This is a genomic window from Diaphorobacter sp. HDW4A (assembly GCF_011305995.1).
GTDB lineage: Bacteria > Pseudomonadota > Gammaproteobacteria > Burkholderiales > Burkholderiaceae_C > Diaphorobacter_A.
The window spans coordinates 3,121,198-3,139,696 of record NZ_CP049910.1; the positions used below are offsets into that span (position 1 = coordinate 3,121,198).

General features: G+C 53.7%; 14 protein-coding genes. 12 read left to right on the forward strand and 2 right to left on the reverse strand.

What is annotated here, in order from left to right; all coding sequences use genetic code 11:
• The first annotated feature begins 65 nt into the window (after window positions 1-65).
• From G7047_RS14230 to G7047_RS14270, 9 genes are all read left to right on the forward strand, one after another.
• Window positions 66-2,633 (forward strand): nucleoporin, encoded by a 2,568-nt coding sequence (locus G7047_RS14230; RefSeq protein WP_240939489.1) that lies wholly within the window; start codon window positions 66-68, stop codon window positions 2,631-2,633.
• Complete coding sequence (locus G7047_RS14235; protein ID WP_166306524.1) at window positions 2,633-3,622, forward strand: hypothetical protein; 990 nt, start codon at window positions 2,633-2,635, stop codon at window positions 3,620-3,622. The genes G7047_RS14230 and G7047_RS14235 overlap by 1 nt, the downstream gene beginning before the upstream one ends.
• A gap of 11 nt (window positions 3,623-3,633) precedes the next feature.
• Window positions 3,634-6,864: a DUF1156 domain-containing protein gene (locus tag G7047_RS14240; protein WP_166306527.1), complete on the forward strand. Its 3,231-nt coding sequence runs from the start codon at window positions 3,634-3,636 to the stop codon at window positions 6,862-6,864.
• Window positions 6,861-7,361: a hypothetical protein gene (locus tag G7047_RS14245; protein ID WP_166306530.1), complete on the forward strand. Its 501-nt coding sequence runs from the start codon at window positions 6,861-6,863 to the stop codon at window positions 7,359-7,361. The genes G7047_RS14240 and G7047_RS14245 overlap by 4 nt, the downstream gene beginning before the upstream one ends.
• A 9-nt stretch (window positions 7,362-7,370) precedes the next feature.
• Window positions 7,371-8,441: an AAA family ATPase gene (locus G7047_RS14250; RefSeq protein WP_166306533.1), complete on the forward strand. Its 1,071-nt coding sequence runs from the start codon at window positions 7,371-7,373 to the stop codon at window positions 8,439-8,441.
• Window positions 8,438-9,109 (forward strand): DUF4276 family protein, encoded by a 672-nt coding sequence (locus G7047_RS14255; protein WP_166306536.1) that lies wholly within the window; start codon window positions 8,438-8,440, stop codon window positions 9,107-9,109. The genes G7047_RS14250 and G7047_RS14255 overlap by 4 nt, the downstream gene beginning before the upstream one ends.
• Window positions 9,109-11,892 carry a DEAD/DEAH box helicase gene (locus G7047_RS14260; RefSeq protein WP_240939490.1) on the forward strand — a complete coding sequence of 928 codons (2,784 nt, stop codon included), beginning with the start codon at window positions 9,109-9,111 and terminating at the stop codon, window positions 11,890-11,892. The genes G7047_RS14255 and G7047_RS14260 overlap by 1 nt, the downstream gene beginning before the upstream one ends.
• A 68-nt stretch (window positions 11,893-11,960) precedes the next feature.
• Window positions 11,961-13,772 carry an ATP-dependent endonuclease gene (locus G7047_RS14265; RefSeq protein WP_166306539.1) on the forward strand — a complete coding sequence of 604 codons (1,812 nt, stop codon included), beginning with the start codon at window positions 11,961-11,963 and terminating at the stop codon, window positions 13,770-13,772.
• The gene (locus G7047_RS14270) at window positions 13,772-15,505 is read left to right on the forward strand and encodes a UvrD-helicase domain-containing protein (protein WP_166306542.1); all 1,734 of its coding nucleotides are present in this window, start codon (window positions 13,772-13,774) and stop codon (window positions 15,503-15,505) included. The genes G7047_RS14265 and G7047_RS14270 overlap by 1 nt, the downstream gene beginning before the upstream one ends.
• A 74-nt stretch (window positions 15,506-15,579) precedes the next feature.
• Here G7047_RS14270 and G7047_RS14275 read toward each other — a convergent pair whose 3' ends face one another.
• A complete protein-coding gene (locus G7047_RS14275) occupies window positions 15,580-15,813 on the reverse strand; it encodes a hypothetical protein (protein WP_166306545.1) in 234 nt (77 codons plus the stop codon).
• Window positions 15,814-15,861: 48 nt separating this feature from the next.
• On the reverse strand, window positions 15,862-16,242 hold the full coding sequence (locus G7047_RS14280; RefSeq protein ID WP_166306548.1) for a hypothetical protein: 381 nt from the start codon (window positions 16,240-16,242) through the stop codon (window positions 15,862-15,864).
• A gap of 220 nt (window positions 16,243-16,462) precedes the next feature.
• On the opposite strand from G7047_RS14280, the gene G7047_RS14285 reads away from it, so the two are divergent.
• From G7047_RS14285 to G7047_RS14300, 3 genes are all read left to right on the forward strand, one after another.
• The gene (locus G7047_RS14285) at window positions 16,463-16,810 is read left to right on the forward strand and encodes a hypothetical protein (RefSeq protein ID WP_166306550.1); all 348 of its coding nucleotides are present in this window, start codon (window positions 16,463-16,465) and stop codon (window positions 16,808-16,810) included.
• Window positions 16,811-16,926: 116 nt separating this feature from the next.
• Window positions 16,927-17,889 (forward strand): site-specific integrase, encoded by a 963-nt coding sequence (locus tag G7047_RS14290; protein WP_240939491.1) that lies wholly within the window; start codon window positions 16,927-16,929, stop codon window positions 17,887-17,889.
• 350 nt (window positions 17,890-18,239) lie between these two features.
• Entirely contained in the window at window positions 18,240-18,479 is a 240-nt protein-coding gene (locus G7047_RS14300) for a hypothetical protein (protein WP_205904793.1), read from the forward strand.
• The last annotated feature ends 20 nt before the right edge of the window (window positions 18,480-18,499 follow it).

The following is an 18,499-nucleotide window of genomic DNA, read 5'->3' on the forward strand; positions in this document are numbered from 1 at the left end:
CCTACCCCACCCATGACCTGTTGAAAGGCATCGAGGCGGTCGGCCCCGATCAAGGCCGTCCAGTCGTGGTGATCGGCGAGCGCGGGCTTGGTAAGTCCCACTTGATGGCTGCGCTGTACCACGCGGTGAATGATGCCGCCTCGACTGGTGCTTGGTTGAACTCTTGGGCCACCACCTTGGGTGACCCGCAGATCGGCAAAATTGGTCTGCGCAGCGGCATGCAGGTCATTGGCGAGAGTCTGCACCGCCAGCGGTACAAGTTCCTTTGGGACTTGCTCCTTGAGCGCCACCCACACGGAACCTACATCAAGGGCAAGTGGGAAGGCATGGGTGCGGCCAAGACCGATATCCCGTCTGACAAGCTGATCCTCGAACTGCTTGAGCACACGCCCACCATGCTGCTGCTGGACGAGTTCCAGACGTGGTTCGACGGTTTGACCAACACGAAGCAGTATCCATGGAAGAACTGGGCCTTCAACTTCATCCAAATCCTGTCGGAAATCGCCAAAGAGCGACCCGACTTGCTGGTCTTGGTGATTTCGGTGCGCAACGGTGGCAGCGACGCCTACCAGCAGGTCCACCGCGTCAACCCGGTGGCCATCGACTTCAAGGCTGGCGGCAACGCAGAGCGTATTCAGCAAGACCGGCGCCGGATGCTCTTGCACCGCCTGTTTGATAACCGTCTGCAGATTGCTCCGGCCAACATCGAGACATTGGTTGCGAAGCACGTCGGTGAATTTTTCCGGTTGCAGGATGTGCCGTCCTCTGAGCAGGACCGTAAGCGCCAGGAGTTCAATGAGTCGTGGCCCTATGCGCCGCACTTGCTGCGCCTGCTGGAAGAACAGGTTCTGATCGCCACCGACGCGCAGGAAACGCGCGACATGATCCGCATCCTTGCCAACCTCTACAAGAGCCGGGGCGAGGCAGCGCCGGTGCTCACAGCCGCTGACTTCCGTTTGGATGACGATGCATCGGGCATCGGTGCGCTGCTGGATTCCGTGTCCAACGAGCATCACCGCACCTTGCGGTCCAAGGCGCAGCAAAACATCATCTCGGTCACCGAGGCGGTGACAGACCACGCAACTTTGGCACCCCACTTGCAAGAGATCGTGGGTTCCTTGTGGTTGCGCTCCATTGCAGTCGGCAACCTTGCCGGTGCCGAACCTTCGACGTTGCAGGTTGACATCACGCGCAGCAAGGCCGTGGACGACAACGCCTTTCAGGTTGAGCTGGCGACGATTGTTGAAAACAGCTTCAATATCCACCAAGACGGTAGCCGGCTGGTGTTCCGTGAAGAAGAGAACCCGCGCGCCAAACTAATGGCCTGCGCTCGCAACGACAAGCTCTTTGCTGATGGTTCTGACCAGGCGCAATTGGCCAAGCAGATTCGATATGTCATCGGCGGCACAGACGAGGTGGCGAAAACCTTCCGCGTCATCGCATTGCCCAAGTCTTGGCAGACAGACCCTTGGTCTACCTTGGACGAAGCGGAGCAGCCTGAACGCTGGGATGACCGCCTGCCGATCTTGGTGCTGCCGGAAGAGCCTGACAACATTGACTCCCGTCTTGGCCGCTGGCTAAAGGACCACCTGCAAAAGCGGCGCAACACCATTCGCTTCCTGCTGCCACGGTCTGGCTCCACCAATGCTTTTCAAGATCGCGACTTGCTGATTCTTGCGCGGGCTGAAATGAAGGCGCAGGAGTGGAGCAGCCAAGGCCCCGAGTACAAGAAGCTCCACACCGAGTTTCAGGGTGCGTTACGTGACATTCTGAAGAAACGGTTTGACCGCTTCGCAGTGCTGCAACGCTGGAATTTCGCTGACCCTGCGCAATGCCGGTTCAGCGTGGAAAGCCTGAAAAAACAAGGCGCACAGATTCCAGAAGGCATTGAGGAGGCGCTGACCAACGATCTGTTCGTGCCGGAGGACTTTGAAGAGCTGGTGCTTGAAGCTGCCTCGGAAAATTCTGCGGTGGGCAAGTTGCTGCGCGAGTTACAGGAACCTCGACCCGCTGGCCAAGACTGCATCCCTTGGCTTGGTGAAACTTCCATGAAGGAACGCATCCTTCGCCTGTGCGCGCGAGGAAAGATCGTCATCAACCTGCGTCAGATGGAATGGCTTCAAACCAATCCTGGCGAAGACGAAGACACGGCTTGGCGCCGTCTGCGGCCGAAGCTCTCTTACACCGGTCGCCAGCTTGACGAAGTGTTTTTGCTGGAGCCATCTGCCGTACCTGCAACGGGCGGAACCACACCAGCAGCGCCTACGGGCACGGCTGGGTCGGCCAATGAGAGCGGCGGTTTGTTCGGTGGGGCTGCAAAGTCACCAACGCCCCCAGGTGTGAGCGAACCAACGCCGGGCGGCCAACCGGTAACCCCAACTGGTGCCGGTGGCGGAATTTTTGGTGGGGGTGTTGCCACGGGTGGCAATTCGCGCATCCCTTTGCACAACCCGTCCACTTCACCGTTGAACCTCATCGGCAAGCTAGAAGGCTGGGGCATCGGCCCTGCCACACAGGTTGCTGAGGTCTCCATCAAGGTGTCAGCTGCAACGGGCGCGCAACTCAAGGAACTGCTGAAGAAGCTGCCCGATGGCATGACCTTCGAGCTGAACCTTGAGAAGGAGGACAAGTGATGGCCCTCCAACCTGAAGTATTGAACCGGTTGACCAAAGGCTCAGCAGCCGACGCATGGGGCGTCATCGTTAAGAGTGCCGTTGAGATTGCCTCGAAGCCACTGGCAGTGGGCAACGCCCCAAGCGAGGTCATCAAGCGCGACCGTGAAATCGGTGCGCTTGATAACTTCCTGTCCGCCAGCGGGTGGGACTTGTGGCAAAGCTTTGGTGTTGCGGTCGAGCGCACCTCAGATCGTTTAACACGTTGGTGGGCAGAGCCATACAGCGCCAAGGCGGTGCTGGTTCTGGATGGACTCTCGCTGCGCGAGTTGCCCTGGCTGCTACAAGGTGCGAAGGAGCGCGGCTTCACGTTGCACGAGGTGTCGGCCAATGCCTCTGAGTTGCCCGGTGAAACGAACGAATTTGCTCGGGCACTTGGTTTCGGCAGTCGCAGCCAGCTTCAGAACAACGGCGGTGGCCTCGCGCATCGCCTACAGCCAGCGCAGACTGAAAGCGTTGACATGCCATGGAAGGACTGTGAAGGCTTGGTCAACGGTGCGCCCAACTGGGTGTTCTGGCACCACTGGCCAGACAGCAAGATTCATGATGTCGCCGGTGCGGGCCAGGGCCTCGACACGCTGACAAAAGACGCAATGGATCAAATCAACAGCGATGACTTCTGGGCCTTCGTGGAACGCCTTGCTACTGGCCGCCGTCTCGTCATCACTTCTGACCATGGTTATGCCGCGACAGGCTATTTCCCTGATGCAGAAGGGGATGTTGGCCAGTACCTGAAAAAGACATTCTCCAGTGGGCGTAGCAGCTTAGGCGCAGGCGAGGCCGGTCCTTTCGTTCCTCCCGTGGCGATGCAATTAAATAGCCCACATGGCGCGCATTTGCTTGCGCTTGGTCGCAGGAAGTGGCGAAGCCAAGGCGGCTATCCGACGTTGACCCATGGTGGCCTATCGCTGCTCGAAGTCCTTTCGCCATTTGTCGAAATAACAAAATAGGGAGCTGGCAAATGGCCACAAGGAAAGAACAAATTACGCAGGAAGTGTCTGCAGCATTAAATGTTGGTCGAGGTATATCGCTTGAGGCTGTTGATTTCAGCGATAAGGACCGGGCTAAGACATGTTTAGAGATTGACTTCCCAATTCTGAGAATCAATGAGCTCGCAGCCATTGAGGCCTCGTCTGGGGCAACCAAGAAGCCGATTTATCAAGCGGGAAAATGGTGGGCACGTCGGCAACCTAGCGTCTTCCGAGCAACTCTCTTGGCGGCAGCTATACCTGCACCAGAGGACACCTCGCAGACTGCGAAGATCGTCTGGGATAGTTATTACGCCAACCATCAGAAGAAAGGGACTTTTAAGAATCTGAGGGTGGCTGATATTTTCATGGGAGGCGGGACCACCCTGGTCGAGGGCTCTCGCTTAGGGATGCAAATGGTCGGAAATGACCTAAATCCAGTGGCGTGGTTCGTGGTTAAGCAGGAGTTGGCGAAAGTAAGTATTGCCGAAGTGGAGAGCTTGCTTTCAGAAATCGAGGCCGAAGTCAAGCCTCAGCTAATGCCGTACTACTACTGCGACGGGCCAAATGGCGAGAAAGGGAAATGGACTCACGTATCAACTAAGCGTGTGATGTCTGATGAATTCGACCCGCTTAAGCTCACTCCAGAGCAGCGATTAGAGTACCGCTACGAAGGCCCTGAAGTCGTCTACACGTTTTGGGCAAAGCATGGTCCTTGCCAAGTTACTGGATGTGGACATCGTACGCCGATAGTGACCTCGCCTGTAATGGCCGTGAAAACGCTCAGTGTCAAGCATTGGGAGCATCAATGTGGAAGTTGTGGCGGCAAATTCGATATTGAAGAAGAATCCGCACGGATGGCGCCCGGTGTGCCGCTATATGTCGCTCCTTCGGAGGCCCCATATTCAGTACTTGATCCAAAAAAAGGAGCTGTCTGCCCGCACTGCGGCCATACGGCGCTAGTAAATCTTGGCAAGGGCACGAATAAGAAGGTTGCTTTGAGTCTGCTGGTGCAGCCCAAATGGCTGGAAGGCAGCCCTAAGCAGGATAGTGCTGCGCAAACGTTCGGCGGTTCTGCGCAAGATGACGCTGCTTCAACAGCGCGTTGGAATCTGGAGCGGGCATCAAAAATTCAATTATTGGAGGTTCGCGGTGAGCTTCCTGATGAAGTTACTTGTCCTCTGACTGCACAGAAATTCAGAACCGACAAGTCCGCCGGAAATGTACCTAAGCAGTCAAATTTTTCGTGCGCGTCCTGTGGAACCTTACAAGATGTGATGTCGTCGGTTAAAGCCAGTGAAAAGACTGGCCCGATGGCGCCATACGCTGTTCACTGTTGTACCAATAACAAAAATTCCGCAGCAGCCACATATAACGGAAGATATTTCGCTCCATTTACTTCGGATTTGGCGGCGCAGCTCAACGCGGCAACCAATGACTGGGATCAACGAAAGGATGGAGATCTAAAGGATTACTGGCCGCGAGAGGAGTTATTTAGGTATGAGCGTGGCAATACGAGCATGCTCTACAACCAACCGCAGCATGGACATACGCATTGGTGGACAATGTTCAACCCAAGGCAGTTGCTCGGTCATGCGTTACTTTTGCAGTCAATTCTCACCGTTGGCACGCACAGTGATGTGGTTCGTGAGTTTGTTCTTATTGCGTTTCAGCAATTCCTAAGAAATAACAATAGTTATGCTTTTTGGAATATTCAGGCAGACCAGTTAGAGCCATTGTTTTCGAATAACAATTACCACCCTAAGGCGTTGCCGATTGAGAATAATGTGTTTGGTCCTATGGGGCGCGGGAATTGGTATTCTTGTGTCGAAGGCCTAGGTGAAACACTTGCATGGAAGGAAGATCCTTGGGAGACAGTTTCTATAGCGGAGCTTGCACGAAAAAATCCATTGTTAGCAGAAGCATGCAAAGGAAAAAGTGAAAAGGCTTGGCCAGGTGATACAGTCGGTCAAGCTGCACTCACGTGCGGATCATCAACCGATCTAGCCCACCTTCAAGACGGAACTTTTGATCTTGTCGTAACCGATCCACCGTTTGGTGCGCTAATCCACTACGCTGACCTATCTGACTTTTTTTATCCGTGGCTCAGAGTTGCCCTCAAAGGCAAATATCCTGGCGTATTCCTTTCTCCTCATGCACCTCGTGCGGTCGAGGCAATCGCGAACAAGGGGCTTGAAGCAAACGCGGATGAGTTTTATCAGCGAGTGTTAACCCAATGCTGGAAAGAGGCCTGCCGGATACTGAAGCCTGGCGGTATCTTGACATTTACGTTTCATCACAGCAAAGATGAACCTTGGATTGCAGTTCTAGAATCTCTGTTTGATGCTGGCTTCTATTTGGAGGCGACTTATCCAATACGTTCTGATGAAACAAAGGGTGAAGGGTCGAAGCCGGGGACTTTTGGCTCTCAGCAGATTGAATACGACATACTTCATGTATGTAGGAAAAGAACAGTAGAGCCGAAGCCAGTGAGTTGGGGGCGTATGCGTCGTGAGGTGATGGCCGACGTACGGCAGTTACAGGGCATGCTTGAAAACCACGCAAAGGAAGGATTGCCGGCTGCCGATATCCAAGTTATTCGACGAGGAAAAGCGTTGGAGTACTTCTCTCGCCATTACGGGAAGGTCTACGTAGACGAAGGGCGGACAATCTCGGTGAAGGATGCGTTGGTTGGTATTAACCAACTTATCGATGAGGACGCTGATAAAGGCAAGGAACCGCCGCCCGTAAATGCTGAGCCGATTACGCGTCAGTTCTTGCGCACTTTTGGCAATTCTTCGGAAATAAAGCGCGATCAGCTTCAAAAATTTCTTAAGGGCTCCATTACGACTCCTGACGAGTTTGAACAACGTGGCTGGTGTTCAGAAAAGAACAAAATGTTCACTAGGGTGAATCCGCTAGATTTCGCCCGGGAGTGGTCTGGAAAGCACAAACGCCGGTTAACTTCCGACTTGGATCAAGCCTTGGTGCTCATCGGTGCTTGCTTCGACGGTAGTGGCATTAATGCTGCTGACACACTGAAGAATGGAAACTTCAAGCCTCACGTAGCTCTTAAGCCGTTGTTGGAATGGCTGCATAAGAACGGGCCGGATCAGCCTAGTCGCAACGCTGCCTCGCGGGCAGTGTCGATTTACAACGCTTGGGCTGCAACCCAAACTGCCATGCCATTGCAGAGTACCTTGTTTGAGGAGTACGAGCTATGAAGCAAACCCTCGACACCGTCTGGCAACGGCGCGGCACTAGTTGGGTGTGGGATGAAGAAGCGCGCAATCAGGTTTGTGTGGCTGCTCAAGTCTGGAGCCTGCGCGAATTCTTGCAGTCGGTCGGCAACTGGCCCGAGGACTTGCCAAGTAACGGCAGCAACACCTTGGTGGTAGCCGGTCTTGAAGCAAGCCTTGACCTGTTGACACCAGATGACGCAGAAGCCTGGCTAGGCGATGCCATCAAAGAAGCAATCTTGTCATTCCAAGATTTTTACGGTGGTGAGGCTGCGTTGATCTTCTGGCTTCCAGCCGGTCAAGGTCGGATCAAGTTCCACCCTGCCACGGACTCTATCGAATGGCGCTGTGCTGCGCCTAACAGCGACAGCCTGCTGGCCTTCGGCCGCATTCTTTGGGGTGAGGCCAATGAGTATCCGCAGGAAATTTTGCTGCGCGAGGGCAGCAAGCCTGCTGGTTTGTTTCACTTACGAATTACATAGGAGAGCCCAATGAAGACCTTAAGAAAGGTAAAAGTTGAAGGCTTCAAGTCGATTGAAAGCGCCGAGCTGAAGCTGGGTGACCTTAACGTCATCATCGGTGCAAATGGTTCGGGAAAATCGAATTTCATTGGTGTTTTTAGATTGCTGGAGCGGGTCCTTTCTCACAACTTGCAGATATATGTTGCGAGTGAACCCGACAGGTTGCTGTTCCACGGTCAGAAGAAAACTCCCGCGCTGTCGCTTGATTTTGCGTTTGACCAGAATTCTTACGGATTCAAACTCAAGGCAGTCCAAGACACACTGATCTTTGAGTATGAGCGTGTTGAGTACAGCGGCCTTTGGAATTACGCAGAACCAATCGCTGTGGGTCACAAGGAAAGCAAGTTGGAAGAGGCTGCGGAGTCTTATAAAAACAAGATTCCAAAGCATGTGTTCCCAAAAGTCAGAAACCTGGTTGTTTACCATTTTCATGACACGTCAGATACATCGCCTGCAAAACAGACCTGTGACGTGTCAGATAACCGTGCCTTTCGTCCAAATGCCGCGAATTTACCTGCATATCTATATTGGTTGCAAGAAAAACACCCGGCTCAGTTTCGGCACATCGAAGAGCATATTCGCTTGGTTGCGCCATTTTTTGACCGATTTGAGCTGGCGCCTTCACGTTTGAACGACAAGAAAATAAAGCTGGAGTGGCGGCAGAAGAATTCAGATGCCTACTTTGATGCTTACTCGCTTTCAGACGGAACTATTCGCTTCATTTGCCTGGCGACCTTGTTGCTGCAACCTACCCCTCCTGCTCTCATATTGCTTGACGAACCAGAGCTTGGGCTACATCCTTTTGCGATAAGAATACTGGCAGAAATGATTGAGGCTGCATCGAAGCGAGTGCAGGTTATTCTTGCAACGCAGTCAGTTACGTTGCTAAACAATTTCGAACCCAAAGATGTCATCGTTGCGGAGAACGATGGCGTCAAGACCACTTTCAATCGACTCGACGAGGAGAAACTCAAGCATTGGCTTGATGAATTCAGTATTGGCGAGTTGTGGGAGAAGAATGTTCTGGGAGGCCGACCATGACCCGGCTTTTGATGCTGGTTGAGGGCCAGTCGGAAGAAATTTTCGTAAACAAAACTTTGAAGCCCTACCTCGCTGAAAAAGGCGTGTTCATTGAAGGGCCTATTGTTCTCTGGACTAAGCGTCTGCCAAGTGGAGGAGGGTTCCGTGGAGGTGTGTCTAGTTGGAAAAAAATTTTAGACAGCCTTTTGCCTCTAACCAGAGATGGCAATGCTTGGGTTACAACCTTGCTTGATTTCTATGGCTTGCCGGATGACGTGCCGGGTTATCAAAATGCGCGTGGTCCGGGCAATGCACGTGACAGGGTTGTTCAATTGCAGGAGCAGTTGGGTGCTGAGATCCAGCATCCAAGATTTATTCCATTCCTGGCTCTTCATGAGTTTGAAGCATGGGTTTTTTGCGCACCTGAGATAGTGGCCGCACATTTTGACAGGGCGAATCTGGCTGCAAAGGTTCAGCAGGCTATAGACCATGCAGGGGAACCGGAACTAATCAATCACGGTGAGACAACCCATCCCAAGGCACGATTGAAGGAAATGGCAACGGGGTACAAGGAAACGTCTGATGGCCCAACTTTGATGGGGAAAATCGGCATTCCTGCAATTCGTGCTGCATGCCCGCATTTCGATTCTTGGCTGCAAAGGTTGGAAGCCTTGGCTCAGGAGAATTGATGCCCGAGAAAATGGGAGTGGACTTCGCACCTGGCGAGCGGATCAGCCACAACGAGTTTGGCTCTGGTGTCGTACTTGACCCCGCCCGTGATGGATACCTGCGGGCGTTTTTCGGCATCGGCGAGCGACGCGTACCCATTGGTGCGGTTCGTCGGCAACTGTCTCGCACCGAGCGCATTCTTCGTGCTGTTGAAGGTGGCGAGGACCGCGCTCGCAAGGCGTGGCTCTCCTTTGAGGCTCATACGCTGCCCGTGATGGAAAGCGCATCTGCGCTGACCTCCGCCAAGATTGACCTGCTGCCACATCAGGTGGTGCTGACGCACAGGATTACCACTGCATCGCCTCGGCGGTTCCTCATCGCTGACGAGGTCGGGCTAGGCAAGACGATTGAAACCGCGCTGATCTTGCGCGAACTGGCCAGCCGGGGTGAACTGAAGCGGGCATTGATGGTGGTGCCTGCCGGTCTGGTGCACAACTGGCACCGCGAGTTGAATGAGGTGTTCAACCTTGACTTCGAGGTGTTTGGCTCTGAGGGCGACATTACCGACCGCAAGACCAATGCATTCGCCAAACATGACAGGCTGATCGCCAGCATCGACACCTTGAAGCGCCCCGCGCGCATCAAGCGCCTGCTGGATGCGCCGCGTTGGGACCTGGTGGTGTTTGATGAAGCCCATCACCTGACGGCATACCGCAATGGCGGCAAGGTCAGAAAGACAGAAAACTACAAGCTGGCAGAGGCGCTGAAGGACCACTCCCGTGACCTGATGCTGCTGTCCGCCACACCACACCAGGGCAACCATTTTCAGTTCTGGATGCTGGCACAGCTACTCAATCCGACGCTGTTTAGTAGCCCGGAAGAGATGCTGGAAAACCGCCATCGCCTGAACACGGTGATGTTCCGCCGTACCAAGGCCGATGCCTGCCAGCCCGATGGCTCACCGCTGTTTGCAAGGCGCTGGGTTCACACCGAGTCCTTTGTGATGTGCGCGGAAGAAAGACTTTTCTACGAAAAGCTGCGCGAGTACCTTGAAGACGGCTTCAACCTCGCTCGGCGGCAAGGGAGCAAAGGGCAGGCGCTTGGCTTCCTGATGGCGATCTTCCAGAAAATCGCGGCATCCAGCTTTGCGGCTGTCAGGCGTACCTTGAAACGCAGGTTGTTGATGCTGACGCTGCATGAAGCCTTGCTGCGAGACAAAGACCTCGACATTGAAGGTAGGGAGCGTCTGACCGACGAAGCCAGAGAACTGATCCATGACGAGTTTGGGTTGGCACGCGACAGTATTGGTCGCAGTGAAGTAGATCGGGTCATTGCGGACCTCAAGTACCGGCTGGTTAAGAAGCTGGACGAAGAGGCACTTGAAATGGCCTCGGACCCATATGGCAGTGAGTATTCGGCGGCACATGCTGAGGAGGCTGCGTCCGCAGTCGTCGAGCTGCATTTGCCCGAAGAGCGGTTGCGCATTGGCGACCTTCTCAAGATATTTCCGCAACAGCGCGAGACGAAGGCACAGAAGCTGCTCGATGGGTTGGGCACCTTGTGGCGGCAAGACCCTAGCGAAAAAATCGTGGTGTTCGCCACATACCTCGGCACAGTGGACTTGATTGCCCGCGAGATTGACCAGACTTTCCCCGGTCAGGGCGTGGTGGTGCTGCGTGGTGGTGACCATGGAGCCAAGGTCGCAGCTGAGCGGCGCTTTCGACAGAAGGATGGCCCGCGCGTCATGGTCTGCACGGCAGCAGGGCGCGAGGGTATCAATCTTCAGTTTGCGCACATCCTGTTCAACTTTGACTTGCCATGGAACCCGATGGACGTGGAGCAGCGCATCGGCCGCATCCACCGCTACGGGCAGAACCACACTGCGCAGGTCTACAACCTCGTGCTCTCCGACACCATCGAAGGCCGCATCTTCATGCTGCTGGATGAGAAGCTGACCGAAATTGCCCGCACGGTCGGCAAGGTGGATGACCAAGGCAATGTCGCTGAAGATTTGCGTGCGCAGATTCTTGGTCAATTGTCTGAGCGGCTGAACTATGACCGCCTGTACCAGGAGGCGCTGTCGGACCCCGAGTTGAAACGAACCCAAGTCGAGCTGGAGGCTGCGCTATCCAACTCGCGTGAGGCTCGGCAGGTGGTGTTTGACCTGTTTCAAGACCTTGAGGGATTCAGCCTCGACGACTACAAGCCATTCTCGGATGTCTCGTCCAGCCTGGACCGCTTGGTGCGCTTTATGTCTGCCGCAGTTACCGACCGCCAGCAGCACCTGGTCAAGGTGGACGACGAGACCTACGACCTGGTGACGGTCGATGGAACCTGCCGTGCACGATTTACCTTGAACCGGGACAAGGCCACCAGCAGCGAAACCCTTGAGCTGATGGGACTGGATCATCCTATGGTGCAGGAAGAGCTTGGACGTTGGCGCAGCGTGCCGCCAGAGGATGTCGGTTTGGCAGTGCAAGGTGATGTTGATGAGCCTGTGATGTTGTCGATCTGGATGGTTGAGACATCCGGCAAGAATGGCGACAGGCGGGTGGTCTTACAGCCTATCGCTGTCAAAGAGGACGGCACGCGTGTGCCCGCCGTGGAGCGCCAATGCGAACGCTACCTGCAGGCGCCGGTGGCCTTGCCAAAGTTTTCGACGGAGCAGCGGTTAGACCTGTTTGCCCGCGCCGTTGAGCCCACATTGCAGCGGGAACTCAAGCACAAAGGGGCTGCAAACGGGGATGGCAGCTACTCGTCTGAGCTAATCGGCTACGTTGAGATTGTTGGAACAACAACATGATGAAATGCATCTCATAGAAGCCAATTCAGAGTTCAGTGCACTCACGAAAAACATCAGGGAGAAAAACAGTGCGAATCACCAAACTAAAGGTCAAAAATTTCCGTGGCATCAAGGAAGGTGAATTAGTAATACCCTCACATGCCGTCCTGGTAGGCGACAACAATATTGGCAAATCCTCACTACTGGAGGCAATTGATTTGGTCCTAGGTCCTGAGCGACTGTCGCGCCGTCCAGTTATTGACGAGCACGATTTTTATGCCGGGCGATACATCGACGGTGAAGGCCAGCCCGTTTCGATTAACGTTGAAGTAATCGTAGCGGATCTGAGCGATGACCAGACTCGGCACTTTCGAGACCATATTGAGTGGTGGGATGAAGAAATTCAGGCGCTTCTTGACGGACCACCACCAGAGGGTACTGATAAGCCGGCAGTGAAACCTGCGCTACGTGTTGGTTTTACAGGCAGTTATGACACGGAAGAAGATGATTTTGTCGGATCAACGCATTTCATGTCTCCGCCAAAAGACGACGGAAGTTATGACTCCTTCAAGACTTCAGACAAACGACTCTGTGGTTTCCTATATCTCAGAACACTACGAACAGGGAGTCGCGCTCTAAGCCTTGAACGTGGCTCCTTGCTGGACATTATTCTGCGGTTGCAGAAAGACAAGAGTTTCAAAATATGGGAAGACGTATTGGATCAACTCCGCGTCTTGCCGGTCGCAGACAAGCCTGAGCTTGGAATCAGCGAGATTTTGGCGAGCGTCCAGTCCGCCATTAGGGGATTCATGCCTGCCGACTCTTTCAGCAGCCCTCACATGCGCGTGTCGGACCTTACCAGAGACACGTTGCGAAAAACCTTGACAGTGTTCATGGAGACTGGTGCAAAACGTGATGACGGTAGCGTGTATGCAGCACCATTTCAGCACCAAGGCACCGGCACTATCAACACGTTAGTGTTGGCGTTGTTGTCATTGATTGCAGACCTTAAACAAAACGTTATCTTTGCTATGGAGGAGCCGGAGATTGCAATTCCCCCTCACACGCAAAAGCGAATAATTGATGGAGTCCGAAAGAAATCTGCCCAAGCACTGTTTACCTCGCACTCGCCTTATGTTCTTGAGGAATTCAAGCCCGAGCAGGTTCTTGTCTTGACGCGAACTGATGGTGTTCTGTCAGCTGTTCCCGCCTCTTATCCCCCATCGGTTAAGCCAAAAGGCTACAAGGCCGAAGTTCGAAAGCGATTTTGCGAAGCGTTGCTTTCCCGCAGAGTTTTGATTGCCGAAGGCCGAACTGAATACGACGCCTATCCGGCCGCTGCTCGTCGATTGCATGAGCTACATCCCGAAGAATTTCGCTCTCTGGAAGCACTGGGGGTCGCCATTGTCGATGCGGAGACTGATTCCCAAGTTGCGTTATTGGGGGAACACTACAAGAAGCTGGGAAAAATTGTCTTTGCAGTTTTCGATCAGCAGTCTCCTGAACAGCGAGCCGCGATTCATGCAGCTGTTAAATACCCCTATGAAGCCGCCGAAAAAGGGTTTGAAAACGTATTATTGACTGGCACAACTGAAATCGCCATTCGACGGTACGCTGCTAGCTTGGTAGCTGATGGAGATTGGCCTACCCACCTCATAGCAAAGACACCAACAGCTGCGATGCCTTACCCAGACCTTCTCGCAAATATGCGTGATTTCTTCAAATGGGCAAAAGGGCATGGAGCAGCAGCAGATTTTCTGTTGTCCTGCTCACGTGAGGAAATGCCAAAGTTCATGGTCGATACACTTATTTCAATTCGGGCAGTGATCGAACCAAAAAAAGTTGAAACCGCACCAGAATTCGTGGCGGATGATGATCCCCTCGCAGGGTTGCTTGCTTAATGAGCACCACTATTGAGCTATCTGAGTCAAGAAAGGCATTGTTGGCTACGACAGGAAACACCATAGTCTTGGGCGGACCTGGCTCGGGAAAAACGACGATAGCACTCCTCAAAGCAAATCAAGAAATTCGGTCAGGGGTACTGAAGCCGGGGCAACGAATTCTCTTTTTGAGCTTTGCACGAGCTACTGTCGCCCGTGTAGCTCAACATGCCGAATCACTGATTTCCAAAAAAGACTTTTCGTCACTGGAAATAAATACGTATCACGGATTCACTTGGAATCTTCTTCGTAGCCACGGCTACTTGATGCGAGACGGGAGAACCATCAATCTGCTACCGCCTCCAGAAGCGGCAGCGCGATTATCAACATTTAAGACACCAGATGATCGTCTAAATGAAAAGCGACGACTATTCGTTGAAGAAGGCCTACTTCATTTTGATCTATTCGCAGAAAAAGCAGCGACGCTGCTAACTCGGAGCCACTCATTGCGTCAAATAATTTGCGATACATATCCTATTATGATTTTGGATGAGTTCCAAGATACAAATCAAGATGAATGGTCACTAATTCGTTCGATCGGCCAATGGAGTCGTGTACTTGCACTCGCAGATGCTGAACAACGTATTTATGAATTTCGAGGTGCAGATCCGAAGCGGATAAGTGAGTTTATTGCGGATTTTCAGCCCAGTACATTTGACTTTGGCTCAGAGAACCATCGTAGTAACGGTACGGATATTGGCACCTTCGGCAATGATCTGCTCACCCAAGCCAATATCGGTAAAAAGTACTCGAATGTTGTGATCGAGTCCTACGGTTTTTATCGAGGGCGTAGTCATCTTTTCCCTTTGAAGGTCGCAGTACTAAAAAGTCTTCAAAGACTGATTAAAAATGGCGGGAGCGAATGGTCAATAGCCATTTTGGTCCCAACAAAGCAGCTAATGCTTCAAGCCTCTGACTATCTGACCGCAGACACCGATGGCCTTCCTTCACTCAATCATGATGTTGCACTTGATACTGAGGCGCCATCCTTGGCCGCAGTTCTTATTGCGTCGTTGCTGGAAGGTGGGCCGACTCCGGCAGCAATTGCGCAGCGACTGATTCGTGACCTATGCGTCCATATTCGTGGGCGTAAAGGGGCGAAGCTACCCAACCAGGCTGAACTTGATCTGGTTGACGCCTTGGACGGGTATTTAAATTCCGGCACGATCAAAGGTCCGAAGAAGAAAAGGACCGTAGAAGCCATTCAAGCAGTTGCACAGGCACGGTTTGATTTTCGTCTTTTCGGTGATCCGGGCGTTGACTGGCTTGCCGTCCGAGACTTACTTGATTCGAGTGGCATCGACGTACTCCAACAAGTTGCCACAGACGCGAAATACCTTCGACTCCTGCACAAGGGTGCTGCTTTGCGTTCACGTCTAAATGAGCTTTGGCGCTCCGCAGGCACATACACCGGTGCAGAGGTTGCGGTTCGAGACGCACTGGTGCAGGAACACTTCTCCGCGTCGCTGAAAGATTGGAAAGGCATTCATGTGATGACCATTCATAAATCTAAGGGCAAAGAATTCAGTGAGGTAATAGTTTATGAAGGCAGTCATCAGGGAAGAATTCTTCGAGGAAATGCTACCGAACGGGAGGGCGCGCAAGCATTGCTCGCATTACGAGTTGCAGTGACCAGAGCTATGAAACGAGCAACGATCCTGACTCCATCAAATGACCGTTGCCCTTTTCTTTGAAGAAGCCATCTTCTGACAAGGACGATCTTTTTCGTTCACGTCATTTCTCAGAAATAGCACATGGCCCCTTCTTGTTACATCAAATTCCAAACAGTGATCCGCGTCGGAAGCACATATTCAAGGTTTTTCCTCAACTGCTCCGGCGATGCGGAAATGGACTTTCCTTGAACCAGGACTTTCGGGGTGCGGTACACGTTGATGATGGCACCTTCAAGCAGTCGAATCTGCGTACCGTATTGAATTGTTCTAGTCTCCAAGATATGAAACCCATGGTTCAGGAGGCCTTCTTGAATGATCTTTGCGAGCATGTGATTTTCCTTTAAGGTTGATTGCCAATCGCACGGGTGTGCGGGCACTCAGCCTTTACAGTTCGCACAGGAAGCGCGTTCAATACGTTTGGTCTTGCCAAAGTTAAACAGTGCTCGATCTTTCCCACACGCTCTGATAACTTGAAAAAGCGGCGCATACCGCGCCGTGCCGCAATACCACCAAAGCAGCGATACACCTCTGAATGAAAAGCCAAGTCGGGCAACTGACTTGGCTTTTTTCATTTCCAGTTGCGTTGCAACGGATGGCGCGGCCAACTCGTTATCGGAGCAAATGCAATGCAAACAAAAAACACCGGCACACCAAGTGTGTCCCCGCGCTTCGCACTCGGCCAAGTCGTGGCTACCCCTGCTGTGCTCGAACACCTTGAGCGGCACGGCATCAATGCCAGCGAATACTTGAATCGCCATGTGCGCGGCGATTGGGGCGAAGTGCCGCCAGAAGATGCCGCTGAAAACGAGTTCGCAGTAACGCGCCGCTTGCGACTGCTTTCAAGCTACACGGTAGCGGGGGAGCGAGTTTGGGTCATAACTGAAGCTGACCGCAGTTCAACTTGCCTCTTGTACCCCAGTGAGTATTGAAATGCAGCGAAACACTGAGCATTTCCATTCGGGCGGCTCCGAGCGGCCAATGCGCGACTTGCTGTTGCAGTTGCCGTTACTGACCGCACGCCCCGGTGAAGCCATTCAGTACGAGGAAGCGGATGCTTTCCTGCTGGTGCAAATCGCTGAAAACGCGGAAGTGGCCATGAACACCATTCACCTCGGTTTGTCGGCCGTGGGGCAAATCCTGGCGCGTGCAGCGCCGGAAGTTGAAACCGGCGAAATATCCGGTGATGCCACGGAGGCACTGGGCTGGCTGCTGGCTGAGCTGGGAGATTTTGCGGCCACGGCGTTTTGCCTCTCCGCTGCATGCCGCCGCCACACCGCCGACTTTGCGCCACCAATCCCCAGGGCAATCGCCAGCGTGCGGCCATGAACTGAGCCAGCACATTCCCCGCCAGTTCAACGGCAGAGACAACAAGCGGCCAGCGTGCCGCTTGTTCAAAGTCGGCTGACTAGCGAAAAGTCAACATTACCGCTAACCAAGCAACCATGAAAAACCAACACCCAAACAACGATATGCCATGCGCCGAAACCACCCCAGCCACTGCCATGCCGGGGAAGCGGCGAAAGTTGACGGCAGACAGCTACATGGCTGCCGCGCAGTCAAGCGCCACCAAGCACGGCTATGCCGCCGACGTGCGCCACTTCTGTGACCATGGCGGCACCATTCCGGCCACGCCGGAGCAAGTGATTGCGTACATGGTTGACGCGGCGTCAACTTTGGCGGTTGCCACCCTCGAACGCAGGCTGATCGCCATTGGCAAGGCCTGCGTAGATGCTGGTCACCCCTCCCCCACCAAGCACCCGCAGGTGAAACGCACGATGCAAGGCATCCGGCGCACCATTGGCACGCGCCAGCGGCGTGTCAAACCCGTGGTGAAGGACGATCTGCTGGAAATGCTGCTGGTGCTGGGGCAACAAAAGCCGGTTAAAGCGGCGCGTGACCAAGCCTTGCTGCTGATCGGCTGGGGTTCGGCCATGCGCAGATCGGAACTGGTGGCATTGCGCTGTGAGGACATTACTGAACACGCTACCGGGCTTGAACTGCTGATCGTGCGCTCCAAGACTGACCAGGAAGGGGCGGGCCGAACTTGTTTCATTCCGCACGCCAACGGTGAACGCTGCCCAGTGAAAGCTCTGAAGCAGTGGCAAGAGTTGACGGGCATCCGCACCGGCTGGCTGTTCCGTTCCGTTGACCGGCACGACAACGTGTCGGAAAAGCCGTTGTCGGCACAGTCGGTGGCATTGATCGTCAAAGATGCTGTGCGGCGCGTTGGTGGCGACCCGTCCGCAGTGAGCGGCCACAGTTTGCGCTCAGGCTATTGCACCCAAGCCGCGATTGCCGGTCTTCAGCCTTGGCAAATACGCGACCAAACGGGCCACACCAGTGACTTGATGCTGGCAAGGTACATCCGGCCGGTGGCAAAGCGAAAGCTGCCAAGCTTGCTGTAGCAATACCCTCGAATTCGAGGGATTTAAGAACGTGGGCGGTGACTGGCGAGTACCGCTGTTCAAAAATCCGAAAACTTTGAGCTGTGGCGCGGCAGACGAATTGCAGTCCGTTCAATAACCTTCAGTCCGTTGCCGATTCGAGCAACGTTCATTGAAAGGACCGACATGTCTGCAAAATCTTCCCCCAAGTCTAGCCCCATGACCACCCAAGCCGCCGCTCGCATTCAATCAAGCACAGCTAAAGGTGGCGGCGGACAAGTCAAAGCTGGCTCATTCGCTGCCCGTGCCCAAAGTGCGGCGACGACGAATCAAGGTAAGGCGGCAGGCTCCAAGTAACAGGAGAGGGTTCGATGTCGCTTTTGGTATCGAACCTGCCGATTACCATGCACTACAGCAATGACAAAGAAATCGCCGCCACTGTGCGGCACCTATTGACTAACGGCTGGCGATACATCTCTGGCAAAAAACATGGAAAACTAATTTCACCCAATGGAAAGAAACTCGCCGTTCCCGGCACTCCCAGCGATTGGCGTGCCAGCCTAAACTTCAGGCGAGACATCCGCCGTATTTCATTTTGTACTCAGATATGACCTCTGCTCTACCCCCATAC